Origin of the sequence: Pandoraea pnomenusa (assembly GCF_040391475.1) — a bacterium.
Taxonomy (GTDB): Bacteria; Pseudomonadota; Gammaproteobacteria; order Burkholderiales; family Burkholderiaceae; genus Pandoraea; species Pandoraea pnomenusa_C.
The window spans coordinates 120,787-147,021 of sequence record NZ_JBEBXS010000001.1; the positions used below are offsets into that span (position 1 = coordinate 120,787).

21 protein-coding genes are annotated in these 26,235 nt (G+C 65.3%); 10 read left to right on the plus strand and 11 right to left on the minus strand.

Translation table 11 applies throughout. The features are described 5' to 3' along the window. Positions 1-2 precede the first annotated feature (2 nt). Positions 3-854: an IclR family transcriptional regulator gene (locus tag ABWO90_RS00510; protein ID WP_353189239.1), complete on the minus strand. Its 852-nt coding sequence runs from the start codon at positions 852-854 to the stop codon at positions 3-5. Between the two features lie 33 nt (positions 855-887). Further along, positions 888-1,565, minus strand: coding sequence for a hypothetical protein (locus ABWO90_RS00515; protein WP_353189240.1), 678 nt, complete (start codon positions 1,563-1,565; stop codon positions 888-890). Positions 1,566-1,777: 212 nt separating this feature from the next. Here ABWO90_RS00515 and ABWO90_RS00520 point away from each other — a divergent pair, with 212 nt between their 5' ends. Then, complete coding sequence (locus ABWO90_RS00520) at positions 1,778-3,040, plus strand: MFS transporter (RefSeq protein WP_353189241.1); 1,263 nt, start codon at positions 1,778-1,780, stop codon at positions 3,038-3,040. 114 nt (positions 3,041-3,154) lie between these two features. Here the strand turns inward: ABWO90_RS00520 and ABWO90_RS00525 are convergent, their stop codons facing one another. The 5 genes from ABWO90_RS00525 to ABWO90_RS00545 all read right to left on the minus strand — a co-directional run bounded on the left by ABWO90_RS00525 (position 3,155) and on the right by ABWO90_RS00545 (position 8,971). After that, entirely contained in the window at positions 3,155-5,047 is a 1,893-nt protein-coding gene (locus ABWO90_RS00525; protein WP_353189242.1) for a feruloyl-CoA synthase, read from the minus strand. Continuing rightward, positions 5,032-6,204 (minus strand): ABC transporter substrate-binding protein, encoded by a 1,173-nt coding sequence (locus ABWO90_RS00530; protein WP_353189243.1) that lies wholly within the window; start codon positions 6,202-6,204, stop codon positions 5,032-5,034. The genes ABWO90_RS00525 and ABWO90_RS00530 overlap by 16 nt, the downstream gene beginning before the upstream one ends. Positions 6,205-6,267: 63 nt before the next feature. Further along, positions 6,268-7,188 carry a beta-keto acid cleavage family enzyme gene (locus tag ABWO90_RS00535; protein WP_353189244.1) on the minus strand — a complete coding sequence of 307 codons (921 nt, stop codon included), beginning with the start codon at positions 7,186-7,188 and terminating at the stop codon, positions 6,268-6,270. A gap of 69 nt (positions 7,189-7,257) precedes the next feature. Continuing rightward, positions 7,258-8,184 (minus strand): 3-hydroxyacyl-CoA dehydrogenase NAD-binding domain-containing protein, encoded by a 927-nt coding sequence (locus ABWO90_RS00540; protein WP_353189245.1) that lies wholly within the window; start codon positions 8,182-8,184, stop codon positions 7,258-7,260. Positions 8,185-8,212: 28 nt separating this feature from the next. Further along, positions 8,213-8,971, minus strand: coding sequence for a crotonase/enoyl-CoA hydratase family protein (locus ABWO90_RS00545; protein ID WP_353189246.1), 759 nt, complete (start codon positions 8,969-8,971; stop codon positions 8,213-8,215). Between the two features lie 218 nt (positions 8,972-9,189). Between ABWO90_RS00545 and ABWO90_RS00550 the strand changes: the two genes are divergently transcribed. The 5 genes from ABWO90_RS00550 (at position 9,190) to ABWO90_RS00570 (ending at position 16,048) form a co-directional block, all read left to right on the plus strand. Then, a complete protein-coding gene (locus tag ABWO90_RS00550; RefSeq protein WP_353189247.1) occupies positions 9,190-10,107 on the plus strand; it encodes a helix-turn-helix transcriptional regulator in 918 nt (305 codons plus the stop codon). A 210-nt stretch (positions 10,108-10,317) separates the two neighbouring features. Next, on the plus strand, positions 10,318-10,827 hold the full coding sequence (locus ABWO90_RS00555) for a sigma-70 family RNA polymerase sigma factor (protein ID WP_353189248.1): 510 nt from the start codon (positions 10,318-10,320) through the stop codon (positions 10,825-10,827). After that, a complete protein-coding gene (locus ABWO90_RS00560) occupies positions 10,824-11,846 on the plus strand; it encodes a FecR domain-containing protein (protein WP_353189249.1) in 1,023 nt (340 codons plus the stop codon). The genes ABWO90_RS00555 and ABWO90_RS00560 overlap by 4 nt, the downstream gene beginning before the upstream one ends. A 219-nt stretch (positions 11,847-12,065) precedes the next feature. Further along, positions 12,066-14,567, plus strand: a complete 2,502-nt coding sequence (locus ABWO90_RS00565) for a TonB-dependent siderophore receptor (RefSeq protein ID WP_353189250.1) — start codon at positions 12,066-12,068, stop codon at positions 14,565-14,567. A gap of 8 nt (positions 14,568-14,575) precedes the next feature. Beyond that, positions 14,576-16,048, plus strand: coding sequence for an alpha/beta hydrolase-fold protein (locus ABWO90_RS00570; protein ID WP_353189251.1), 1,473 nt, complete (start codon positions 14,576-14,578; stop codon positions 16,046-16,048). A 36-nt stretch (positions 16,049-16,084) separates the two neighbouring features. On the opposite strand, the gene ABWO90_RS00575 is transcribed toward ABWO90_RS00570, so the two are convergent. Continuing rightward, positions 16,085-16,546 carry a helix-turn-helix domain-containing protein gene (locus tag ABWO90_RS00575; RefSeq protein WP_353189252.1) on the minus strand — a complete coding sequence of 154 codons (462 nt, stop codon included), beginning with the start codon at positions 16,544-16,546 and terminating at the stop codon, positions 16,085-16,087. Positions 16,547-16,658: 112 nt separating this feature from the next. Between ABWO90_RS00575 and ABWO90_RS00580 the strand changes: the two genes are divergently transcribed. Together ABWO90_RS00580 and ABWO90_RS00585 are read left to right on the plus strand one after the other, a co-directional pair. Beyond that, positions 16,659-17,180 carry a DUF2938 domain-containing protein gene (locus tag ABWO90_RS00580; RefSeq protein ID WP_353189253.1) on the plus strand — a complete coding sequence of 174 codons (522 nt, stop codon included), beginning with the start codon at positions 16,659-16,661 and terminating at the stop codon, positions 17,178-17,180. 152 nt (positions 17,181-17,332) lie between these two features. After that, positions 17,333-18,118 carry an FRG domain-containing protein gene (locus ABWO90_RS00585; RefSeq protein ID WP_353189254.1) on the plus strand — a complete coding sequence of 262 codons (786 nt, stop codon included), beginning with the start codon at positions 17,333-17,335 and terminating at the stop codon, positions 18,116-18,118. A gap of 12 nt (positions 18,119-18,130) precedes the next feature. On the opposite strand, the gene ABWO90_RS00590 is transcribed toward ABWO90_RS00585, so the two are convergent. Beyond that, complete coding sequence (locus tag ABWO90_RS00590; protein ID WP_353189255.1) at positions 18,131-19,531, minus strand: diguanylate cyclase domain-containing protein; 1,401 nt, start codon at positions 19,529-19,531, stop codon at positions 18,131-18,133. Positions 19,532-19,959: 428 nt separating this feature from the next. Here ABWO90_RS00590 and ABWO90_RS00595 point away from each other — a divergent pair, with 428 nt between their 5' ends. Continuing rightward, positions 19,960-21,495, plus strand: a complete 1,536-nt coding sequence (locus ABWO90_RS00595; protein ID WP_353189256.1) for an amidase — start codon at positions 19,960-19,962, stop codon at positions 21,493-21,495. 57 nt (positions 21,496-21,552) lie between these two features. Then, positions 21,553-22,023, plus strand: coding sequence for a VOC family protein (locus ABWO90_RS00600; protein WP_353189257.1), 471 nt, complete (start codon positions 21,553-21,555; stop codon positions 22,021-22,023). 31 nt (positions 22,024-22,054) lie between these two features. Here ABWO90_RS00600 and ABWO90_RS00605 read toward each other — a convergent pair whose 3' ends face one another. Continuing rightward, on the minus strand, positions 22,055-24,997 hold the full coding sequence (locus ABWO90_RS00605) for a VTT domain-containing protein (protein WP_353189258.1): 2,943 nt from the start codon (positions 24,995-24,997) through the stop codon (positions 22,055-22,057). A 90-nt stretch (positions 24,998-25,087) separates the two neighbouring features. Then, the gene (locus ABWO90_RS00610; RefSeq protein WP_353189259.1) at positions 25,088-25,681 is read right to left on the minus strand and encodes a DUF4142 domain-containing protein; all 594 of its coding nucleotides are present in this window, start codon (positions 25,679-25,681) and stop codon (positions 25,088-25,090) included. Positions 25,682-26,235 lie beyond the last annotated feature (554 nt).

Consider the following 26,235-nt stretch of genomic DNA (forward strand, 5'->3'; position numbering starts at 1 on the left):
GGTCAGTCCGCGCGGCCTCCGCCGAGCAGACGCGAGATGCGCCGTGCGGCGTCGGTGAGTGCGGCAACGGTTTGAGGATTCGGGTGTGCGGGGAGATAGTGAATCGAGCCGACGATGGCGAGCGTGCCGAACAGCGAACCGTCGTCCTGCACGATGGGCGCAGCCAGCGCGTTCACACCAAGGAAAACTTCCTCGGGGGCGTCGGCCCAACCGCGCTCGCGCACCAGCGCAAGCTCATGCGACAGACGCATGGCATCCGTGATCGTATGCGGCGTGCAGGCTTCGAGCGGCCCGGCCAGTGCCGCCTCGCGACGCTCCGCCGCACCGAACGCCAGCGCGATCTTGCCCTGCGCCACGCTGTGCAGTTTGAACTGCGTGCCCGGGTGCAGCAGGATCTCGAGCGGACTGCGTCCGCGCATCACGTCGAGCACGACCACGTCCGTCTCGGTAAACGAACTGATGACGATGGTCTGCCCGACCGCGTCGCGCAATTCCTCCATCACCGGGCGCGCCAGTCCCACCACGTCGAACTGCTTGACCAGCTTCTGCCCCAGCAGGAACAGTCGCCAGCCAATGCGATAACGACTCGTGCGCGGGTTCTGCACCACGTAGCCTTCCTGACGCAGCGCCGTCAGATGACGGTGCACCCGCGCCTTGGGCACGCCGAGCGCCTCTGCCAGATGCGTCACGCCGCACTCGGCATTGCGCTCGGCCAGCAACTCCAGAATGCGCAGCGAGATCACCGACGTCGACGACGTATTGAGTTCGTCCCCGCCCGCCTCGGCGTTCGATGCCACCGAAGTGGCGCGCGCACTGCGCATGACGTCGTTCGGGGTGTCCTTCGATGCTTTCACTGCGTGTCCTTTGTCACGATTGCCGTGCGATGACTACTCCGTGTCGAGCGAGATGAAACGCTCGCCGAACACATGGTAGCGCTGCGGCTTGTTCTTGTTCGCGTCTTCGGCGTTGACGTACCGGATCGAGCTGCGATTGCGGCACGCCCGCGGCAGGATGAAGCAGCGGATGAATGTCGTATCGCGCGCCTCGGTCGTCGGCGCCAGCACCGGCGCATGACCGAGTTCGAGCCAGGCATCGCCCGGTCCGTGCGTGTGCGACGCACCGAGTGTCTCGATCGTGATCTCGCCCTCGAGCGTGCAACGCACACCGGGCCCCTGATGCACGTGGGTATGCGCCACGCCGCCGGGGGGGAATTGTACCTTGTCGCAACGCATGAGCCAGCGCTGGCGCGGGTCCAGTTCGATCGGCGCATCGAGCTTCAACGTCGACGTGGCGCCCGGCGCCGAGGCGATCTCGCCCGGGGTCGGCGCGTCGCCCGACATCAACTCCCAGCGCCACAGCGTCGCACCTTCGCTCCCCGCCATCAGTGCCACGTCGCAGTCACCGAGCCAGGCGCTTTGCGCCGGATGATGCTGCGCGCCCGTCTCGTATTCCACGGCGACGTCGCCGCGCACCACATAAATGGCCCGGCGGGCCGCCGGCAGATAGACAGGCGCGTGGTTCGGCGCAATGACGTCTTCGTACAAACGCAATTGGAACGGCTTCACTTCTCGATCTCCTGTGATCAGTCGATGCCCCGACCATCGAGACAACACTGATACACAGTATCGATCATCGATACACAAAGTACTATTTATGGTTTACCACGACACACGATGTCGCGATGGCCTGTTACCATTCGAACGAAATCATTCCTTTTCGTATCGATAGTCGATACACAAGGCGTGACATTAGGATGGGTTCCATGAAGGAGACAAGAATGGACACTGGCACGACCGCGCTGAAGGCGGCGGGCACGGCACGTCGACCGTGGTATCGCGGCGCGAGCCCTGCGCAATGGCGGGCATTTGGTTCGGCCTATATCGGCTGGATGCTCGACATCATGGATTTGATGCTGTTCGCGATGGTGATTCGCTACATCAGCGTCGATTTGCATTTCGACAAGGGCGTGGCGGGCATGATCGCATCGCTCACCCTGCTGGCCACCGCGTTCGGAGGATTGTTCTTCGGGTTCCTCGCCGACCGTATCGGTCGCACCCGCTCGATGATTCTCTCGATCCTGTGCTATTCGATCGGCACCGCCCTGTGCGGCTTCGCCGATTCGGTCACGCAGCTACTCGTGTTCCGCTTCCTGCTGGGCCTGGGGATTGGCGGCGAGTGGTCGGCCGGTGCGGCGCTCATTACCGAGACGTGGCCTGCCGAGCATCGTGCCAAGGTAATGGCCTGGGTTCAGAGTGCGTTTGCCGTGGGCTATGCGGTGGCCGCCATCGTGGCTGCCGTGATCCTGCCGCACTTCGGCTGGCGCTGGGTGTTCGCGTTTGGTTTGCTGCCGACGGTGCTGGCGTTCTGGGTGCGCCGCCATGTCGAGGAACCGGCGATCTGGCGTGAGCAGCGTGTGCGTCTCACATTGGGTCAGACCCTCGGCATGCTGTTCGGACCGTACGCACGCAGCACGGTCGTCGGCCTGGCATTCACGGCGGCGGCCATGTGCGGCTACTGGGGACTGTTCACGTGGATTCCGGCGTATCTCTCCACGCCGGTCGATCAGGGCGGCCCGGGCTTCGACCTGATGCGCTCGACAACGTGGATCGTCATCATGCAGATCGGCGCCGCCGCCGGGTTCGTGTGCTTCGGCTACATTGCCGACCGCATCGGTTGCCGCAAGTCGTTCCTGCTGTTCTTCATCGTGTCGGCAGTCACGGTGCCGCTCTATGTCGCGATTCGCGAACCGCTGCTGTTGCTGGTATTCGGGCCGGTCGTCGCGTTTTTCGGCACCGGCTTCTATAGCGGCTTCGCGCCGACCTTCGCCGAAATGTTCCCGACACAGGTGCGTGCCACGGCACAGGGCTTCATCTACAACACGGGACGTGCCGCCAGCGCCCTCGCCCCGGCCGCCGTCGGTCTGCTCTCGCGCGGTGAAAACGTAAGCGCTGCGCTCGGCGCGACGGCCGGCTTCTTCCTGCTCGCCGCCATCATCGTGTACTTCTTCCTGCCGGAGAGCCACGGCGAGGCCCTCGCCTGACGGGCTTCGATCCGCGCTGGCGACTTCGCGCGCCGGTGGCCCTGCTGCCACCGGCGCGCGGTCGCTCTCACTTCCCCATGTTTCCCGCCGCGCAGGATACCGTCACCGACGACTTCAAGTCGGCGGCAGGTGGATAACCGACGTACACGCCGAGTAGAGTCTCGCGACATCGTCGGCGCGCAGGTTCAGCACCGCACGCTGATTGACGTAGCCCTTGTCGGTGATCTCGCCCTGCTCCAGCGACGGCGGCGACGCCAGAATCGCCGCACGCGCCGCTCGCTGCGAACTACCCGCGTCCTGCGCCAGCTGCGCGAGCGCAGCACCAATCGCCGCGCGCACCTCCTCGTGCATCGCCATCGCCTTACCTGCATGCGATTCGCCGTCGACCGCCGATGTCTCGTTCGAGGCTTGCGCCAGCTTCGCCCGCATCGCCGGACTCGGGAAGATCAGCAGGCCGATTTCGTCGCGATCGTGCCCGGCGATCACCACGTCGGACGCCAACGGCGCCAACGCTGTCACAGCGCGCAAGCGCAACGCCCCCACCGACACCCATGTGCCGCTCGTCAACTTGAAGTCTTCCGAAACGCGTCCGTCGAAGATCACCCCCGCGCTCGGGTTTTCCGGATCGGAAAGCTTTCCCGCGTCGCCAGTACAGTAAAAGCCCTCGTCGTCGAAGGCATCTGCCGTGGCTGCCGGATCGCCCGCGTAACGCTGAAACACGGACGGTCCGCGCACGCGCATCTCCAGCTTGTCGCCGTTGGGCACGAATTTCAGTTCGTTGCCGGGCGTCGGAACCCCGATGTTGCCTGCGCCCGGGATCGGGAAGTGCACGCTGGTAATGAGTGGCGAGGTTTCCGTCGCGCCCCACGCCGAGGTGAAGAACGGCAGCGTGTCGCAATGGCGCGAGGCGAGCCGCTCGAAGCGCTGCCAAACGGCGGGCGGCAGGCTCGCCGCCGCGTAGAACAACACCTGCAGACGGCCGAAGAATCGTGCCGCGAACGCGTCGTCGTCCTCCAGAAACGGCGCGAGCGCCTCGAACCCTTTCGGCACGTTGAAGTGCAACGTGGGCGACACGTCGCGCAGCGCCTCGACCGAGCGTCCGATCAACTCCGGCACCGGGCGACCGTCGTCGACATAGAACGCGCCGCCGTTGCGCAACGCCATGTGGAAGTTGTGGTTGGCGCCGAACGTGTGGCTCCACGGCAGCCAGTCGACCACCACGGGCGCCGCATCGTCGATGAAGTGCCAGCACTGGGCAATCATCTGCTGGTTCGCGGCAAGCATCCGATGCGTGTTGACCACGATCTTCGGCTTGCCCGTCGAGCCCGAGGTCAGCAACAGCTTGGCCGTGTCCTCCGGACGCACTTGCGCGAATGCCGTATCGACGGCAGACGACGCGGCCGTCGCCGCCAGCGCCGCGAAGGACAATCCGCCGGGCACCGGGTTACGCGTGGCGACAATCGGGCAGCGGATCGGCGCACCGGTCAGCGCACGGCCATAGGCATCGCCATCTTCGACATAGACGAGCGCCGGGTCGAGTCGCGCCAGAATGCCGTGCAGCTTGCTCATGTCCTTGGCGATGCGCGAATACGCCGACGACACGATGGCCGTCTGACGCCCCGCAAGCATCGCACCGAGCACGAGCAGTGCATGATTGACGCTGTTGTCCGAAAGGATCACGACCGGTCGCTCGTGCGGCACGTCGAGATCGATCAGCGACTGCGCGATGCCTCGCGCCATCGTCAGTGCGTCTCGATACGTCACGCGCCGCCAGAGACCGTCACCGGCCCCCCCCTCGCCCGGCTGCGCACGCTCGGCGACGAACACGGCATCGGGCGTGCGTGTCGCCCATTGCACGAGCCAGTCGGCCGGGCTGCGCGCGAACGCGCCCAGCGGCGTGCGCGAACGAATCACGAAGCTGCCGTCGGCACGTGTCTCGCGTTCGATGTCGGGCCGGGCCAGCCGCCGCGCGCCGCCGGCCGTCGTGGCGTTCAGTCGATCGTCCACTTGCCGCCCTTCACCGTGACGAGCACCCGACCATCTTCGCCATAGGCCGAATGGTCCTGCGCGTTGACATTGATCATGCCGTGCGTGCCCGCAAGGCTGCGCGTCTGTTCGATGGCCGTGACCAGCGCGTCGCGAAACGCCTGCGTGCCCGGCTGCGCGTTCTTCGCCGCAACCGCCACGGCGCGATCGAGCACCAGGTAAGCGTCGTAGGCGTAGCCTGCGAACAGATTGCGCGAGCCCGCGCCGTACTGGGCTTCGTAGCGCTTCACGAAGTCGGTGGCGACCGCCTTGCCCGGATGGTTCGCGCTCAGCTGCTCCGCGACGAGGATGTTGCCCACCGGCAGAATCGCGCCTTCGGCACTCTTGCCCGCCACGCGCAGGAAGTCATTGTTGGCGACCCCGTGCGTCTGGTAGATCCGGCCCTTGTAGCCGCGCTCGCGCAGTGTGCTCATCGGCAAGGCGCCCGGCGTGCCGCTCGCCGCGATGATGACCGCGTCGACATTGGCCGACATCATCTTGAGGACCTGCGCGGTGACCGACTGATCGTTACGCGCATAGCGCTCGACCGGCGCCACCTGGATCTGACGCGCCCCCGCCCGCGCCTGGATGTCCTTGAGCCACGCTTCGCCATACGAGTCGTTGAACCCGATGAAGCCGAGCGTCTTCACCTTGTGCGCCTTCATGTCGTCGAGCACCGCATCGGCCATCACGGCGACGGACTGTGGCAACGAGAAGACATAGCGCATCTGCGTGGCGCTCGGCACGAACGGACACAGGCCCAGTTGCGGCGTGCGCGTGTCGGCAGCCACCGCGGCTACCGCCAGGCAGGCCGGCGTGGTGGACGACCCGATGATGGCGTCAACCTTGTCTTCCGTGGCGAGACGGCGCGCGTTCTTCGTCGCCGTGGTGGGGTCGGTGGCGTCGTCGAGCACGATGTAGCGCACCGGCATGCCACCGAGCGTCGGCGGAAGCATGCCGATCGCCTGCTTCTCCGGAATGCCGAGCGAGGCGCCCGGTCCGGTCGACGACAGCGTCACCCCGACCGTTACGCCGGCCGGTTGCGCGTTGGCTTGCGTTGATGCACAGAAGGTGGCCACGCACAGCGAAAGCGTGGACAGCGAGAAAGCGATACCGCGTGTAAACCTGTTTGCCGCCATGTGACATGTCTCCTTGTCTTTTCGTTTTTTGGGGCCCGACAGCTTGCAACGCACCACAACCGGTCAAATCACGGCAAACTCCGGCACCACTTCGCGGTTACGCGGCAAACCCATGATTTCGCGCGCCTCGGCCGGGGTCGCAGGCTCGTAGCCCATGTCGCGCACCATGCGCACGATCCGCTCGGTCAGTTGCTGGTTCGTCGCCAGCACGCCTTGTTCGTAATAAAGGTTGTCTTCGAGGCCCGTACGCACGTGCCCGCCGAGCAACAGCGAGTTCATGGCGGACGGCAACTGCGCCGGACCGATGCCCGACACGCAGAAGATGCTGCCCTTGGGCAACATGTCGACCATTTGCTGAAGCACGCGCGGCGTGTACGGCATGGCGTTCTGGAAGCCGCGATGCACGCCGAGCACGAGGTTCACGAAGAACGGCTCGTCGTCGAAACCGGCGGCCGTGAGCGTGGCGAGGTCCTGCACGATGTGCGTCGGGCTGAAGACTTCCCACTCCGGCTTGATGCCGCGCTTCTTCATCTCCACGGCGAGTTGCTTGCAGCGCTCCGGCGAGGTGTGCATGAGCAGTTCCTTGCCGCCGAAGCTCGCGATGATGGTCGTGGCGTCGAGCGTGCACATTTCGGCACCGGCATCCATGCCCTTGATGCGTTCTTCCCAGAGAATTTCCCAGTAGCCGCTGTCGGCCTGCCCGATCATGTCGCCGTGCACGCCACCGCCGGTGGAGTTGTTGATGACGATGTCGCACTTGTCGCGAATGCGGCGGTTGATGTCGCGATAGATCGCCGGATTGCAGGTCGCGCCGTCGTCTCCCGGCCGCCGTGCATGAATCGCCACGACGCTGGCGCCCGCGTTGTAGCAGTCGTAGACGTCGCGCGCGATCTCGTCGGGTTGCGTGGGCAGATGGGGGTTCTGCGACTTGTGGGCCATGCCGCCCGTGGGGGCGATGGTGACGATGACTTTCGGTTTGCTCATGCGTGTCTCCTTTGTTCGTTCGATGTGTTCTTGCGCCAGCCAGCGCTGCATTGCCCCGGCCTGGCGGGATTACGACTTGTTGGCGAGAATGCCGAGGATGACGGCGTCGCGCTGGGCTTCGAGCCGCGCATTGCCACGACCGGCCAACTCGGCTTCCACGCCTGCAGTGATGCGAGCCTTGAGGTCCTCCGTGAGTACCGGTGCCCCCAGATCTGCCCACCACGATTCGATGGGCGGACCCAGGTGGTCGAGCAGATGCGCAATCCCGCCCGCACCACCCGAGAGATGCAGGTTCAGGAAGGGACCGAGCGCCGCCCAGCGCAGCCCAGGGCCGTAGGCAATGGCGTCGTCGATGTCCTCGACCGACGCGACACCCGCGTCGACAAGATGGATCGCCTCGCGCCAGAGCGCCGCCTGCAAGCGGTTCGCGATGTGGCCCTTGACCTCTTTCTTCACATGGATGGCGCGCTTGCCAATGGCACGGTAGAACTGCATGGCGACATCGATGGCGTCTTGCGACGACTGTTCGCCACCGATGACTTCGACGAGCGGGATCAGATGCGGCGGATTGAACGGATGCCCGAGCACCACACGGCCCGGGTGCTGGCACACCGACTGCACCCGGCTCATCAGAAGGCCCGACGAACTCGACGCAATCACCACCGACGGCGGCAGCGCTGCGTCCATCTTGCGGAACAGGTCCTGCTTGAGGTCTTCGCGCTCCGGGCCACTCTCCTGCACGAAATCGGCACCGGCGAGCGCCGCGTCGAGCGTGTCGTGAAAGGTCAGCGCATCGCGCGTGGCGCCGGGCGTCACGCCAATACGGATCAGCGTCGGCCAATGGGCGTCGATCGCCTCGCGCAGACGTTCGCGCGCACCCGGGGCCGGGTCCCACGCGCTCACGCGCAGGCCGCGCGCAAGAAAGTACGCGGCCCAGCTCGCACCGATCACACCGGTGCCGATGACCGCGACCTGCTCGATGTTGTCGTATTTCATAGTCGTCTCCGTTGGGGGAATCCGGCGATCAACGCGCCGTGCGGCCCAAAAAGCCTTGCATTCGCTCGCGTGCCTCGGGCGTTGCCAGCATCAGCGCACTGGTGACCGACTCGGTGAACAACCCGTCGGACATCGACATATCGTGAATGCGCGAGAGCGCGTGAATCGTCGCCCAGTTCGACAGCGGACTGTTCGCCGCCGTGTCGCGTGCGAGTTGCGTGGCGAGGGCGAGCCCCTCGCCTGACGCCGTGAGATAGTGACCGAGTCCCAGGCGTTCGCCATCGACCGCGTCGTAGCGACGGCCCGTCAGCATCATCTCCGTCATGCGGTCGGGGCCGAGAATGCGCGCCACGCGCACCGACGCGCCACCGCCAACGAAGATGCCACGCTTGCCTTCGGGTAACTGGAAGAATGCACCGCGCTCGATGACACGCACGTGCGCGGCCAGCGCCAGTTCCAGACCGCCGCCGATGACGGCGCCGTGCAGCACCGCGACCACCGGGCGCCCGCCGAACTGAATCTCATGGAACACCTTGTGCCAGCGCTGGGAGACACGCAGCACGTCGACAGGATCGCGCGTGCTGTTCTCCGCGAGATCCAGTCCGGCGCAGAAATGCTCGCCCGCGCCGGTCAGCACCACGGCCCGGACGCTATCGTCGAAATCGCGAAACGCCGCTTCCAGCGAGTCGATGGCCGCGTCGCACAAGGCGTTGCGCTTGTCTGCGCGGTCGAGGGTCACGAAGGCGATGGCGTCTTCGATACGCACACGCAAGTGGGGATAGGTCATTGTCAACAGTCGCTCCAAATCGTGAAAAGTATCTTATAAGATATTTTTCGGTTTGCGCGACTTGTGCAATGCACTTCAGGGTTAACAGGGATAATTTCGCAACATCGGCAATTTAATGCACATTGCGACCGCCAGGTGCGGCTGATCCTCAGTTCGTTTTCCGCGCTGTTGGTATCTCATAGTATATTTATCGGCATCACTCGCGATGCCATTGCCCCATGCCAAAACTGCCTGCCGACGCCGCGCTGTCCGATCCGGTCGATGACATCGACTCGGGTGTGACGTCGCGTCTCGCCTCGCTGGCGCGGCAAGTTCGCACGCTTCGCGCGCAACGTGGCATGACGCGCAAGCAACTCGCGGCGCAGTCCGGCGTCTCGCTGCCGTACCTCGCACGTGTGGAAGCCGGCACCGGCAACGTCTCGCTGGCCGTGCTGCACAAGCTCGCGGAAGCCCTGAACGTGGGCGTGGAGACGCTCGTTGCCGAACGCACCGCTTACGACGGCGACCTGCTCATCCTCGTCGAGTATCTCCGTCAGCAATCGCCCGAGACGCTCTCGCGGCTGCGCCGTCAGATCGTGGTGCCGCAAGCGCTGGACAGCCGTCGCACGGGACAGCGCATCGCCCTCATCGGCCTGCGCGGCGCAGGCAAGTCGACGCTCGGCCCCGCACTGGCGCAAGCCATCGGCGCACCGTTCATCGAACTCGACAAGGAAGTGGAACGCGAGGCAGGCATCGCGATCGGCGAAGTCATCACGCTCTACGGTCAGGCTGCCATGCGGCGCATCGAGCGGCAATGCATCGAGCGGATCATTGCCGCGCACGAGCACGTGGTGCTTGCCACCGGCGGCGGCATCGTCTCCGAAGCGCCGACTTACGAACGCGTACTGCGGGCGTTCCGCACCGTGTGGCTGTGTGCGCGTCCCGAGGTCCACTTCCAGCGCGTGATGCAGCAAAACGATGCCCGCATCGCCACCGAAGCGCTGCGCAACGAGGCACTCGAACACATCCATCGCATGCTCGATGCTCGCGAGTCGCTCTATCGTCTCGCCGACGTGACGCTTGACACCTCGGACATCACGCCCGAAGACGCGCTCGCCGCCCTGAAAGCACAACTCTCCCCCGCGCGCGCGGCCTGACGCGCGACTGCACTCGTCCACGGCGCCTCACGCGCCGGTTGCCGTGTTTTCGCAGCAAGAGGTGAACGATCTCGTCGAAGCGGGCGCTGCTGCTGCCCGCCCGAATGTCACGCCTATTGCGTCCCCTCGCGATTAGCGCTTAGAATTAATAAGAATCATTATCATTTGCAGGCAACGCCCATCCGGCGTGTCATGCGAGCACGGGGAATCATGGAAAGTCATTTTCAGCGCGAGGTGGGCACGCTCTACAGCGATCATCACGGCTGGCTGCGAGGTTGGCTGCGCAAGAAGCTCGGCAATGCCATCGACGCCGCCGACCTCGCGCACGACACCTACCTTCGTGTGCTTTGCGCCGGCCGCGCCCCGCAAGCGGAAGACTCACGTCGCTACCTGGCGCGCATTGCCAACTGCCTTGTCGTCGACCTGTTCCGGCGGCGTCATCTCGAGGCTGCCTATCTGGAAACGCTCGCCGCGCTGCCCGAAGCCGTGGCACCGTCGCCCGAAACCCGGGCGCTCGTGCTCGAAGCCCTGGTCGAGATCGACACCCTGCTCGCACGTCTGCCCGCCAAGGTGCGTACCGCGTTTCTGCTGTGCAAGCTCGAAGGCCTCGGCTATCGCGAGATCGCCGGACAGTTGCAAGTTTCCGTGTCGTCGGTAGAGAAGTACATCGCGCACGCGCTGCGCGAGTGTTACGCGGTGCACTACGGGACAGTCGCATGAGTTCGGTGACCGACACGCGTGGCGCGCTCCCGCCGGAAATCGTGGAGCGCGCGAGCCTCTGGCTGGCCCGCCTGTGGTCCGAGACCGCGACGAAAGACGATATCGACGCTTGCGAACGCTGGCGGGCGGCGCATCCCGATCACGAGCGCGCGTGGCAACGGCTCGGCGTTATCGGACAGAAGTTCGACGCGGTGCCGTCACGTCTTGCGTTCGACACGCTGACGGCGCGTCCCTCACCTCGGGCGAGCGCCGTCGGACGACGCAGGGCCTTGCGAATGTTCGGCGGCATCGTCACGTTGGCGGGCGCCGGTTACACATTACGCCAGTCGCCCATGTGGGACACCGTCGCGGCCGACTACGCCACCGGCGTTGGCGAGGTCCGACGCATTCGGCTGGCAGACGGCACGCACCTCTGGCTCGACACAGCCTCCGCCGTGGATGTGCGAATGTCCGCCGGCGAGCGCCGCATCGTCTTGCGACGCGGCGGCATCTGCGTCGAGACAGCGCAGGCCGCGTCGACGGACTCGCGCCCGCCCGCATCGACCTACCGAAGCGCCCCGCTTGTCGTGGTCACCCGCCAGGGGGAAATTCGCGACATCGGCACGCGCTTCACGGTGCGCGACGACGGTGAACGTACGCAAGTGGCTGTTTTCGAAGGCATCGTGCTCGTGCGCACCGCCAACGGTGTGCATACCGAGCGCCTCGATGCCGGTCAGGCTGCCAGCGTCTCGCCCAATGCCATTGCGTTGGCCGCCCCCGCGGATGCGTTCGACGAGAACGCTGCGGCCTGGACTCGCTCGCAACTCATTGTCGAGCGCCAACGGCTGGGCGATCTGGTCGCGACCCTCGCCCGTTACCGGCGCGGCGTGCTCCGGTGCGATGCCGCAGTGGCCGACCTGCGCGTGAGCGGCGTGTTTTCGCTCGCCGATACCGACCGCGCGCTGGCCAGCCTCACCGTCGGGCTGCCGGTCGAGACGATCTATCGCACGCGTTACTGGGTGACGGTCAAGGCGCGGTAGTGTTGCCGCCAACGTCGGCGCTCCCCCTTCGGCCAATTCCCCCGACACGTCAATCTGCGACTCGGCAACCTGCCGACAACTTATTTCAATTTTTTTGCCATCGCCATTGAGGGTTTGTCGATCTCGTTCGGAATACCTGTATGGGCTGATGCGACGCGTGCGCATCGGTAATCCGTTTTCGAACATTTCGAACATTTCGAACCCTCAGGCACTCCGATCGTGTTCCATTCCGAAGCCGTACCCCTGCGCCCGACGCCCTTCGCTTCGGCGCTTCGTCCCGCCGTCGCCTTGTTGATTGCCGTGGCTGCCGCCGGCGTCGCCACCCACGCCGACGCCGCACCCGCCACCTTGTCGGCCCCGAACGCCGCGAACGCCCCGAATGCCCATCCTGCCCCCAACACGTCTGGCGCCGCCGACGCGCGCCGGACCTGGCAGATCCCCGGCGGGACACTCGACGCCGTGCTCAACCGATTCGCCAACACCGCCGGCATCGAACTGGTGATCGACGCTTCGTTGACGCAGGGGCGTCAGAGCACCGGACTCGACGGCGAGTACACGCTGAGTCAGGCGCTTTACCACTTGCTTTCGCCGCATCAACTGCAGGCGATGCGCAGCAGCCACGGTGTCTATACGCTGCGTGCCGCCGCGCAAGACAGCGCAGCAGCGGCGCAAAGCGACGGTGTCCTGCTGCCCACCACGCATGTCGTGGCGCGTGCCGTCGGCCTGCCCGAAGCCTACGACGGGGGGCAGGTCGCGCGCGGCGGCCGCCTCGGCTTGCTCGGCAACAAAGACTTCATGGACATGCCGTTCAGCCTCACGGCATATACCGCGCAGACCATTCAGGACCAGCAGTCGACCACCCTCGCCGACGTGCTCGACAACGACCCGTCGGTGCGCTTCACGACGTCGAGCGGGCACATGTACGAGAACTTCAGCATTCGCGGCTTCCCGCTCACGGCCGACGAAGTCTCGCTCAACGGCATGTTCGGCCTCTCGCCCTACGGCCACGTGCCGACCGAGTTCATCGAACGGGTCGAGGTGCTCAAGGGCCCGAACGCGCTGCTCAACGGCATGTCGCCGTCGGGCGCCGTGGGGGGCGCCATCAATGTCGTCACGAAGAAGGCCGAGAGCGAGCCGCTTACACGCCTGACCGCCGACTACCTGTCCGATTCGCAATTCGGCGTGCAAGCGGATATCGGGCGACGCTTCGGCGATCGCGAGGAAATCGGCATCCGCTTCAACGGCGCACTGCGCGACGGGCGCACTACGCTCGATGGCCAGAACAAGCAGCGTCAGTTCGGCTCGGTGGCATTGGACCTGAAAACCGACCGCGTGCGCATCGGTCTCGACGCCTACACCGACACCGAGAAATTCACCGGCGGCAGTCCGTGGATGGCGACCTTTGCGACCACTGTGGTACCACCGCCGCCTTCGGGCACCAATGTGCTGCGGGGCGAATTCGGCAATCTCGAAAGCAACGGCGCACAGTTGCGTGCCGAGGTCGACGTCACCGACGCGGTCACGGCCTACGCAGGCATCGGGGCATTGAGCTATCGCTATTCCGGGTTCATCACCGGCACGCGCACGGGCCCGATCAAACCTGACGGCAGCTACACCGGCGCGACCTACTTCCAGCGCGGCTGGACCGACAACCTCTCGCTCGACGCCGGCGTGCGCACGCGCTTTCGCACCGGTTTCGCCAAGCACGAGCTGACGCTCTCGGCCACCGCACTGGAGACGACCAGCGGGAACGTGTTCACCACGAGTGCGAACTACAACTCGAACATCTACGCGCCGGTCAATCCGACGCTCGCAAAAGATCCGGGCGCCGCACCGAAGACGGCCGAATCCACGCTGTCGAGCTTCGCGCTGGCAGACACCATTTCGATGTGGCAAGACCGCGTGACGCTGATCGCCGGGGTGCGCAGTCAGCGCGTGCGTGCGGCGGCCTTCGCTGCGGCAACCGGTGCACGCACTTCCAACTACGACGAGAGCGCCATCACCCCTGCGTTCGGTCTCGTACTCAAGCCGTTCGGGCCGAATCTCTCGCTGTACGGCAACTACATCGAAGGACTGACCCAAGGCGGCATGGTCACCGACGTGAGTGCGGCCAACTACGGACAGGTCTTCGCGCCTTATCGCAGCAAGCAGGCCGAGGTGGGCGTGAAGTGGGATGCAGGCAGCTTCTCCAACACGCTGTCGCTTTTCCAGATCACCAAGCCCGGCATGATCAAGGACGTGGCCACCAACACGTACAACCCCGACGGCGAGCAGCGCAATCGCGGCGTCGAGTGGAACGTCTTCGGCGAATTCACGCCGCGCTGGCGCGTGCTGGGCGGCGTGGCCTACACGCGTGGCGAGCTGACCAAGACCGCAGGCAATCTCTACAACGGCAACACACCGTATGGGGTGCCGAAGTGGACGGCCAACCTCGGGACCGAATGGGATCTGCCGTGGGTACCGGGCCTCACGCTTACGGGCCGCATGATCTCGACGAGCGCGCAGTACGTCAATTCCGCCAACACGCAGCAGATCGGCGGCTGGACGCGCTACGACGTCGGCGCGCGCTATCGCACGAAGCTCTACGGCAAGGGCGTGGTGTTCCGCGCCGCCGTGGAAAACGTGACCAATCGCATCGCGTGGTCGGGCACGTTCAACGACGGTTACGTGATCCAGAACGCACCGCGCACGTTCAAGCTCTCCGCCAGCATCGACTTCTGAGGTTCGTCATGACACGTCCCATGATCCGGTCGGCCGTGACAGCCGCCATCACCCTGCTCGGCGTCGCGTCGAGCCACGTCCACGCCTCGCCGGGCGCCGTTGCGTCGACGCCAGACGCCTGCGCGGGAGACCCGCAAGCGCCGAAGTACCGGCTTGGACTCGTCAGTCCGCAACTGCTCGCGCTCAACGCGGCCCTGTGTGCGGGCGGCACGACCGACGCCTTCTGGCAGGCCGTCGACGTGCAAGGCACGCCCATGATCGAAGCGGTGCCGCCGGGCACGCTCACGGGCGACGAGTCGGCTTCGCTGCTCGCGACGCCGAGCGATAACGTTGCATTGCTGACCTTCCTCTGGCGCGGGCATCCGCGCAACGTGCGCATTCTGGGGGCGCCATCAGGTGATCATGACGACATGCGCCAACTCGGCAACAGCGACGTCTGGTACCGCAGCTACGTGGTGCCCGATACCGCACGGCTGTCGTACCAGCTTGCGCCGGATGTGCCGGACATCGACGGTACGGCGATGGAACGTCGTCGTGCGGTGGTGAAGACATTGCAAGCCGATCCGCGCAATCGTCATCCGTTCGTGGTGGAGGGGTTCGACGGCAAGCGCAATACGAAGTCGTCTGTCACGCTCCCGGGGGCGCCGCCGCAGACGTGGATCGATCGGCGCACCGACGTGCCCGCCGGAACCGTACGGGCCACGCGTTTCACCAGTCAGGTGCTCGGCAACACGCGCGACGTCTACGTGTACCGCCCGGCGGGCTATCAGCCCGGCGACGCGTCGCAAGGCCTGCTCGTCGTGTTCGACGCGCACGCTTACGTGAACACCGTGCCGACGCCAGTGATACTCGACAACCTCATCGCCGAGAAGCGCATCCCGCGCACCGCTGCGCTGATAGTCGGTGTCATCGACGGCAACACACGGGGCAAGGAACTGCCGCCGAATCCGGCGTTCATCAGGTTCCTCGCCGACGAGTTGATGCCCTGGGCCAAGGCACAGGGCATCTCGGCATCCGCCGCGCACACGGTGGTCGCCGGGTCGAGCTACGGCGGACTCGCGTCGGCCTGGGCGGCCTTCGAAGCGCCCCAGTGGTTCGGTAATGTCCTGTCGCAGTCCGGCTCGTACTGGTGGGCGCCGTCGCAAGGCGACGCAGCCGCGCGCGAATCCGGCTGGCTGATCCGGCAGTACGCGCAGCGTGACCGTCTGCCGGTGAAGTTCTACCTGGAATCCGGGCTGTTCGAAGACCGACGCGGGCCGACCGGCATCGGCACCTCGGGCCGTCACATGCGCGACGTGCTTCGCGCAAAGGGCTATTCGGTGACTTACGCGTCGACGGCGACCGGTCACGACTACCTGCATTGGCGCGGGTCGCTGGCATGCGGTTTGATGGCGCTGATCGGCACACCCGAGACCCAACGTGCGCTTCACGAGACGTCGGATTCGCCGCAAAGTCTCGCGCGCCTTTGTCCGATGCAGTGATACGTCGTGGCAGGCGGTCATTGCGACCGCCCGCCCTCAAACCGTCTTGCGTGCCGCCTTGTGTTGCGGTATCGACACCGTGTCACCGGGCGGTTTGGCGCCCCTGGCACCGCGAGCACTGGCCAGGCGCATCAGACGCTGAAACTGCGGACAGGCCAGATGCTCGGGCGCCGGACACACGGCAGCGTGACGCAAGCCGTCGCGCAAAGCGCTCAACTGCCGGATCGTCCGATCGATGTCGTCTGCCCTTGACTGCAACCGCTCGCGATCGATGCTCGCGCCCCCCTTCGGCAACAACATGCCTGCGATGTCATCCAGCGAAAACCCCGCCGTGCGACCGAGCGCGATCAACGACAAGGTCTGCAATACCGACGCGTCGTACTGGCGGCGCAAACCACGGCGCCCTGTCGTCGCAATCAGCCCCTTCTCCTCGTAGAAACGCAACGTAGACGGCGGCACACCCGCGCGCGCTACGACTTCGCCGATATCCAGTGTCATGCCGAAACTCCCCCGCGTCGCTTGACTTCAAGTTGACTTGAATTCGTATATTGCCTCAATGGCGCGCACTTCGCTGCGCCAGGCATCTCGCAGATCGACTCAGGAGTTGAACATGACATCGACCACACTCTCCCTTGCTGCACAGATCCTCACGATCGGCGTTTGCGCGACCGCCGTCATGGACGTGTGGGCACTCATCCTTCGGCATGGCTTCGGGCTGACGTCGCTCGACTATGCGATGGTGGGCCGCTGGCTCGGCCACATGCCTGCCGGACAGTTCGCGCACGCGGGCATCGGACGCGCCGCGCCTGTCCCCGGGGAAAAGGCGATGGGATGGGTCGCGCATTACGCGACCGGCGTGGTTTTCGCCGCCGGACTCGTTGCATCGACGGGCGCCGACTGGCTGGACACGCCGACGCTTTTGCCCGCGCTCGGGTTTGGCCTTGTCACCGTGGTCGTGCCGTTCTTCGTGATGCAACCGGCGTTCGGTGCCGGTGTGGCGGCGTCGAAAACGCCGAAGCCCGCGCAGGCGCGACTGCGCAGCCTGATCACGCACAGCGTGTTCGGCCTCGGCCTGTATGCGGGGGCATGGCTGGTGAGCCTGACACCGCTGGCAAGCAGCCTTGCCAGGTGAGAGAACATTCGACGCCAGCGCTTGAGCTGTCACAGTCGCCGTACTATAGTGGCCGACGCCATGCATCGCTTGCGGTGCGTTGGCATCCTCACAAAAAATGGCACGGCGGCGGCTGACAAGGCCTTCGTGCCGCCTCAAGGATTGCGCCCACTATGGACACCACCGTCGTCGAAAGCTGGAAGGATTTCATGGAGTTGTCCTCCCGCTTCGAAGGATGGGCCTTTCGCGGGCAACAGGACGCACGCTGGCACTTGCAGAGTTCGCTCTCGCGCTATCTCCACGCCTTCGTATCGGACAAGGAACAGTGGCGCAGCCGCGAAGCGCGCGCCATTCGCATCTTCCGGCGCAAGGCGCACAATCACGTGCCCTGGCCGGATCTGCTGCGCGACGACCTGCGTTGCCTGGGCCTGATGCAGCACCACGGCGCGCCCACGCGGCTACTCGATTTCACGAAGTCGCCATTCGTTGCCGCCTTCTTTGCGCTGGAACGCGCCACGAGCGATTCCGCCATCTTCGCGCTCAACACGCCCGCGCTGTACGACGACCGCGCCCGGCCGCGCCACGCCCCCTGGCTCACCCGCGACACCATCGATCCACGCGTGAAGGGCAACATGGCGAAGTACTTTCTTGGCAACGACAACGAAGTGGTCTGGTTCGGCGAGCCGGAGGAAATGGACGGTCGTTTGATCGCCCAGTCCGGGACGTTCGTGGTACCGGGGGTCATCGACCGGCCGCTGCACCGCATTCTCGACGGGTATGAGAGCGACGAGCCGCTGCTGCGCAAGATCGTGCTGCCGGCCGCGTTGCGCGCCGACGCCATGAAGTGGCTCTACCGGATGAACGTCACGAACGCGTCGCTGTTCCCCGACCTCGACGGTCTCGCCCGTTCGATCGCCGTGGAAATCGAGATGGTCTGGCCAACGCAAACGCTGGGTTGAGCCCGCAGGCGGTCACTTCAGGCGCTGGAGGAAATCCACGGCGCCGCCTTTGCGCTCGGACTTGTTGACGTACATACGCTGGTCGGCCACGCGAATGAGCTCGCTCATCGACTCGCCGTCGTCGGGGAAGACCGCCACCCCCACGCTCACGCGCACATTGACGTCCGCGTCGTTGACCGGAATGGCCTGCTCGATCTCGGCACGCAAACGCGTCACCGCGAAGTCGATGCGCTCCACGACCTCTACATCCTGAACGATGGCGACAAACTCGTCGCCGGAATGTCGCGCAACGAACCCGCCCTCGGTGACCCCGGCCTTCATGCGCTGGCCGATTTCGCGCAGCAACTGATCGCCGACGGCATGACCGAGACTGTCGTTGACCCCCTTGAAGCCATCGATGTCGGCGAACAGCAAGGCCAGCTTCCCGTTGGTACGCCGAGCCTGCCGGACCGCCTCGCTCGCAAACTCGCCGAAGGTTCGTCGGTTGGGCAAGCCCGTCAGTTCGTCGAATCTCGCGGCGTGATAAAGCTCGTCGATGAGTTGCTTGCGCTCGATGGCCAGTGCCGTCTGGTCGCATACGAAGGCCAGCAGGCGCTGCGCCGCGTCGTCCTGTAAAGCACCGGCGGGGCCGTAGATCATCAGCGAGCCCACCACGCGCCGAGCCGTTTGCATGGGAAGCACCACCAGCACGGGCTTGCCGTGCCCGGCATTCTCGTCGGGCAAGAGCGCCTCGATAGGCGGCACGGACCCCGCCGTCGCGTTGACAGCCCCCGATTCGGCGGCGACGAGACACCACTGCGCACGTCGCTGCTGCGTGGCTTGTGTCGAAATGGCTTGTGCCTGCGCCCAGTCGACCAACACGACATCGGCGCTCTCGCGGTACTGATACGCCTTTTCCCACGTCGCGGCGTTCATGTCACAGGTCGCGACTACCATGCCATCGATGGGAAACAGGGTGGCCAGCGTGTCGTGCACGGCCCGGCAAAGGGTGCGGATATCGGCCGCGTCGTGCGCGGCTTCGGAGATCGAGTAGGTGGCACGTTGCAGGGCTTCGGCCTGCTTCCTGGCAGAAATGTCGCGGGCCACGCCGATGCGCAGTCCGTGGGCTTCGGACCAGCGGGCGGACCACATGATGTGGACGTAATGCCCGTCCTTGTGAATGTAGCGATTCTCGAATCCGATTCGGGGAATGCCGGCCATCACCCGTTTGGACTCCTCGATCGTTCGCTCGCGATCTTCCTTCGCGACGAAATCGATCATCGAGCGCCCCATCAGCTCCTCGGGTGAGTAGCCGAAAATGGCAGCGCAGGCCGGGCTCACATAGACCAGTGTGCCAGTGCGATCAACGAGAAATACGGCGTCCAGCAGCAGCTCCATGCAGCTCGCCAGTACGTCTTTTGTTACGAATTCCATGCGTTTCGAACAGACACGACGCGCTCGCTCCCCCGCATACCGATTTCATTCCGGTATGTGAACATTCCAACGATGGACTGCCTGCCACCCCGGCCCGTTTCGCTCACAAATTCCGTGGATTTACCCTCGGATCCTCCCCGACCGCTGGTTGCACCGCCGGGTGTTGTCGGGGATTGTCACTTGCGCGATTCAAATTGGCAATCACAAAGATTGCCCTCGCGTGGCGAGCGCGCCACGGCGGCACCCGGCCAATAATTTCGCGAAATTACCCGGGAAAACATGCATTTTCCTTCCAACATTTCCATCCTCCCGAAGCTTGCGTTGGAATACGAAGAAAACGAAGCTCAACCGCCGCATCGCATTGCGATATAGTCATTGCATCAGTGACTGCGTTGAATTCCAATACCTGATACTCAGGAGAACGATTCATGGTCGACCGTCGCGATTTTCTTCGTGTCTCCGGACAGATTGCAGGCTCTGCGCTCATGGCCGGTTCTCCGTGGCAGGTCCGTGCCGCGAACGTCGACCCGGGCCCGGCATATCTCAGTGCCACCGAGCTGATCGCGCACTTCCGTCGCGGCACGCTTTCGCCGGTCGACGTGCTCGAAGCGCAGATTCGCCGCATCGAGGCACACGACGCCGAAGTCAACTGCATCACGGTCAGACATTTCGAAGACGCGCGCGCCGCAGCGCGTGAATCGGCGGCGCGCTACCGTCGCGGCGCCCCCCGACCGCTCGAAGGGCTCACGGTCGCCGTCAAGGACGAGTACGCGGTCAATGGCTGGCGCACCACGATGGGCGCCACCTTGCTCAAGGACGCGCCGCCCGCCGAAGCGGACGGGCCGGTAGCCGAACGGCTGCGCGCAGCGGGCGCCATCTTCCATATCCAGACCACGGTGCCCGAGTTCTACGTGTGGATGACCACGGCCACGAAGCTCTGGGGGATTACGCGCAACCCCTGGAACCTGGCCTACACCCCGGGTGGCTCGTCAGGCGGGTCGGGCGCGGCACTCGCCGCCGGTTTCACCACGCTCGCGCTCGGCTCGGACATGGGCGGATCGATCCGGATTCCGGCGTCCCAGTGCGGACTCTACGGCTTCAAGCCGCCCTTCGGCCGCGTGCCGACAAGCGAGGTGCCTTATGAGGCCGAGGGGCCGATGGCGCGCACGTTCGACGACCTGACCCTGCTCACCGACGCGATGGTCGGCCCCCACCCCCTGATCCATAGCTCGCTGCGCCCAAGGCTGCGCTATCCCGCGCGCTTCGAGTCCGTCTCCGGCTGGAAGGTCGCCTACGACCCGATGCCACGGCTTACCCCGCTCGACCCCGCGGTGAACGCGGCCATGACAAAGGCCATCGCCGCGCTGCGACGCGCCGGGGTCAGCGTGGAGACGGTGGACGTGGGCTTCGATGCCAACGACATGGAGACCTATCTGGTCGGACTGATGTCGACTAGCATGGGAGGCATGATGTCCGAGGCGATGAAACATCCGGATCAGTTGATGCCGTACACCCGCTCGGTCTTCGAACGCATGCAGGGCAAGGCCGGGCCGGACGCGCTCGTACGCACGGAGGAACTGCTCAACGAGTATCAGCGCCGGGTTCAGGAGGCGGTGTTCCTCAAAGGGTATCGGGCGCTGGTCATGCCGACGGTGGGCACGCCGCTCATTCCGGCAGAACATGGCCTGCACCCCGATACCGACACCGCGAAACTCGGCAACGAGCGCGTCACCGGGCTGAAGTTTGCGATGACATGGGTGTGGAACCTGCTTGGCCTGTATCCGGTCGTATCCGCACCTGTCGGCATCGGTCCGGGCAATTTGCCGATGGGCATGCAGATCGTGGCCAATACGCTCGACGATCTGAGCGCATTCCAGCTCGCAGCGGCGTATTCGCGCGTCGCACTGCCGCTGTACTCGGGCAGCGCGAGTGCATTCCCGGACTTCCGCAACCAACCGGTATAGCCGCGCCGGCATGCCGCATCTGCCGCTCTCGCGAGTGGCACACGACAGGAGACCGTCATGACGAAGCTCGTCACGTGTGTTTGGTTCAATGGTGATGCCCGCGATGCGGCAGAGTTCTACGCTGCGACATTCCCTGACAGCAGCGTTGAAGCAGGCCACCCTTCGCCAATTCTCGGCGTGGGCGCCGGCAAGGAATTGACCGTCGAGTTCACCGTGCTCGGCCGGCCGTTCGTCGGCCTGAACGGCGGCCCGGAATTCAAGCCGAACGAAGCCATCAGTTTCATGGTGCTTACACAAACGCAGGAAGAAACCGATCGCTACTGGAATGCCATCGTGAACAACGGCGGTGCGGAATCCGCCTGCGGCTGGTGCAAGGATCGCTGGGGCTTTTCATGGCAAATCACGCCGCAGCGTCTGCTCGATCTCATCACCAGCACCGACGTGACGCAAGCGCGCCGCGCCATGGAGTCGATGATGACCATGCGCAAGATCGACATCGCCGCACTCGAACGCGCGGTCGCCGACTGACGCCCCGACATTCGCGCCGCGCCACGCTGCTTCAGGCCGATGTGTCGTCGGCTGTCGTTGCGGCGGCATCGTCCTGTGAAATGTCGTGCGTGGCACGTATCGGTTCGATCACCGGCGGCAGGCCACGCAGCGGTGCGGTCGTGCGCAGCGCCGCCACCAGCGGCAAGTGGTCCGACGCGCGCCGGGCAAGCGGCGACGCATGACGCCACACCGCCCCCAAGTGCGCTCGCGGCGACGTCCAGATGCGGTCGAGCGCCAGTAATGGCCAGCGCGACGGGAACGTCGCCACATGTGGCGCGCGCTCGAAGTAGCGATGCAGCCAGCGCAGTGGGCGGCCCCACAGAAACCATTCATTCACGTCGCCCAGCAGCACCGTCGCCGTACGCGGCTGATTCGCCAGACATTCCAGGAGACGACGCACCTGCTCACGGCGCTCGCCCGGGCGCAGCCCCAGGTGTGTGGCAATCACGCGCAGTTGCATCTCGCGCCCGTGCGTGTCGTGCCACATGAGGGTGGCGTCGATGGCGCCGCGCGGTTCCCGGCCGGTCACGCTCAAGTCGATGTGACGTACCGTGACCGGTGCGAAACGCGTGACGATGGCATTGCCGAAGTCGACGCCGGCGCGCGTGAGCGTCGGCCCCGGAATCACGTGCATGCCCCGCGCCTCGGCCAATTGCGCAAGCATACCGACACCCGTCGCATTCGCTTCGACTTCCTGCAACGCCACGATATCGGCGTCGATTTCGTCCAGCACACGCGCAACGCGCTCCGGTGCATGCAGCCCGTCCGCTCCCACACCGCCGTGCACGTTATAGCTGGCGACCGTCAGTTCGCGGCTCACGGCTTCGGGGCGCGAGTCGACACTGTCCTGTGCGTGCCTCGTCCCTCCTTGCGCGCGCCGCTGTGTCTTGCCGCCAATGCGCCGCTTGAGCAGCACGATGCCCATCCCCGGCAGCACCAGCACGGCAGCCAGCAACGCGGCCGTGGCGCCGCTCGGTCGTTGTGCCACCGCGGCAATACGATCGACCAGCGCGGCCGCCACGAGAATGCCCGGAGACATGCCGATCACGGTGCCGAGCAGGCAATCGCGCAACCGGATACGCGAGGCCCCGACCACCAGATTGACCAACGTGAACGGCGCAAGCGGCATCAGGCGTAGCACGATCATCGCGAGCAATCCGTGATTGCCGATCTGCTGACTCAACTTGTTCAGATGGTGGCCGCCGAACCGTCGTACGGCGTCGCGCCCCGCGACACGGCCCACGCCGTAGCCGGCCATCGTGCCGAGCACCGTGCCCAGCAGCGCGTAGGCCGCCCCCATGAACGGCCCGAAGACAATGACCGTCACCACGATCAGCACCGTCACCGGCAACATGATGAGCGCGCCGCCGAGATAAACGCCCATCATGACGAGCGGCGCCATCGACATGTGGTGGATTCGCTCGACCATGCCGAGCACGCGCCGTACGTCGGCCCATTCGCGCAGCGGCGTATAGCGCCACGCGAGGGCGAGACTCGCCAGCACCAGGAGCAGCACCACGAGCGACGCAATCCGCCCGATCAGGCGCGGCCGGGCCTCGGTGGCGATGAACGTCCCCATGACGTTCTCGAAGTCGATGGGCTCCATCGGATCGAGCACCACCGAGCCCGGCGACGCGGCGTCGTCGGCCTCGCGCAGTTCGGGCGTGAACGCCTCGAGCGTTCTCCCGCCGTCGCGATGCAATGCGTCGATGGCACCGTGCAACCCCTTGTCACGCGAGAACGCGTCCGATACAGCCGACTCGGTCAAGTCGAGGTGCTCTGCCATCAAGCGATTGCGCGCCCTCGCGATGCCCGCCGCGATGCGCGCGTCGCCGTTGGCCGCGATGGCGAGATTGCATTCCGTATCGAGCGCCATCGACCGGTTGTTGAGGTTGGCGGAGCCGATGACCAGCAGCGCGTCGTCGACGACCATCACCTTGCTGTGGACATTCACGCAGGCGGGCGCTATGCCGGGCACCTCCGGGCAATACAGGCGAAAGCGTCGCTTCGGATCGGCTTCGCGCAGACGCCGGTACAGGCGCGCACGCAACACGCCCATGCTCTGCTCCTGCAACCAGCCCGACTCCGCCCGACGCGACACCACGGCAATGTCGGGGCAAGCCGGCATCGACAGCCGCGCGGTAAGCGCGTCGCCGATCGGACTGGCCGTGAAGTACTGGTTCTCGAAATAGAGCCGGTGCCGCGCGCTGGCGATGGCGTCGAGATAGAGCGACTGGATTTCCTGTACCGCCGGGCGACCGTCGAACGCGGGTGCCGTGCGCGAGATGCCGACGTCGACGTCGGTCAGGTCGGGCGCGATGGACGCGGGCCACGGATCGAGTGGCGCGTACGGGGCATCGCGTGCGTCGCGCAGACGCAAATCGACGTGAATGCCGGTAGCCCGATGCCAGCGCGCCTCGGCCAACGCCGCAAGCGCATGCGCGGCTTCGCCGTCGACCATCGCGTGGACGTCGTGAAATGGCGGGTACTCGTGCCCCGACGGATCGCGTCGCCCCGGTTCGTCGGGCGCATGCTGCGGCGTGTCCCAGCGACAGCGCGTGAGATCCAGCCCGCCCACGAACGCAAGCCGATGATCGATGACCACCACCTTCTGGTGATGCGACGCGCCGCTCGGATGCTTGCCGTCGAGTCGGAAGCACAAACGGCGATGCGTGCGCCAGTCGAGCTTGACCGACGGCAGCCACTCGCGCTCCAGCGCGTAGAGCATCGCGAAGTCCCAACTCAATCCGTAGATGTGGAGTCCCTTGCGGCGACGAACGAGCGCGTCGAGAAAATCGCGCAGCCCCGAAGGCAGCCCGTCGTCGGGGCCCTTGGGCGTGAGCTGCATTCGGCTGTCGATGTCCCAGCCGAGAATGAAGACGGTGTGGCGCGCCGAGCGAAGCGCTTCACGCAGTGCGCTGAAATACGCCTCGCCGTCGACGAGCATTCGCATGCGCGCGGCCGGCGCGATACGCCAGCAATTGCGGCCCTCACACAGCAACGGTTGCGCAGCCGGCGCGTCGGGGGGAGTCGCGCTGCGCACTCATTTCCCCATCTCGACCTTGGCGGACACTTCGCGCGCCTCACTCAGGTGGTGACGCAACGTTGGCAAGGTCTCGCGCGCAAAAGCGCGCAAATCGGGGTCCTGCCCCTTCTCGGCTTCGGCCTGGAATAACGCGAGCGCCTGCTCGTGGGCATCCGGTCCCGCAAGCGCCATGTAGGCAACATCCAACTCGCGTCCCTTCTTGCGCTTGAGCGCTTCGACATCGGGATCGACCGCCGCATCGTTGGGGACGCTCACCCCCTTCTTCGCCGCCAGTTGGCGCAGCGCTTCGTTCGCCTTGCTGTGATCGGTGACCATCTGTTGCGCGAAACGCTTGACCGCCGGGTGGTTCGAGTGCTGAAGCGCCAATTGGCTGGCCTGTACCTCCGTCTTGCCCGCCTTCTGTGCCTTGTCGACGAACTCGACGTCCGGTCCGGCTGTCGGCTGCGCCGTGCGCACGATCGCAGGTTTGGCCTGCGTGACCTCCTGCCCCGCGCCGAGGCCGGCCTGATCCGTACCGCCGTCTTGCGCAGGCACGCCCTTGGGCAATTCCTGCGCGCTCGCCAGTGCACTGCCGAATAGCGCAGCGCTCATCAGTACCCCTGTCAGCGTGCGCCTCGTGATGTCTGTCAGACATGTCTTACGCGTGCGTGAATGCCGTAATCGGTATCGCGATTGCATGCAGCCCTCCCGGTATGGATCTGGGCGTTCGAAGCTGATGCCATTGCCATTCGACGCCCACTCGATGCGCTTCCCCGTTCGACTACGTCATTTGCGAAGCCGTTCGGCCGGCCTTCATCGAAACTTCCTATGCGCTCGGCGCATCGACTACACAATTTCAATCGACGTGACGGCACCGGTGGCCCAATGGCGATGCATCTCCTCGCGCCACACGATCGCCGTGCACGCGCTTGACGTATCCCGCACAAAACGGATACAGTGCCCCGATGACGAATTCCAGCACCGCCCGCTCGCAAGCCTTGCGCGTTGTCCCGATGGGACAGCGAGGTGCGTTCGTCAAAAGCAAAAAACAGTCGCTCAACTGACCGGAGCGTGCTGTTCCGTCAGTTGAGCGACGGAATAGCCACGTGGACCCGGCAGTCCCGCCCGCGCCTTGCGCCCTCTTGCACCACCCGGCCGATCTGCCT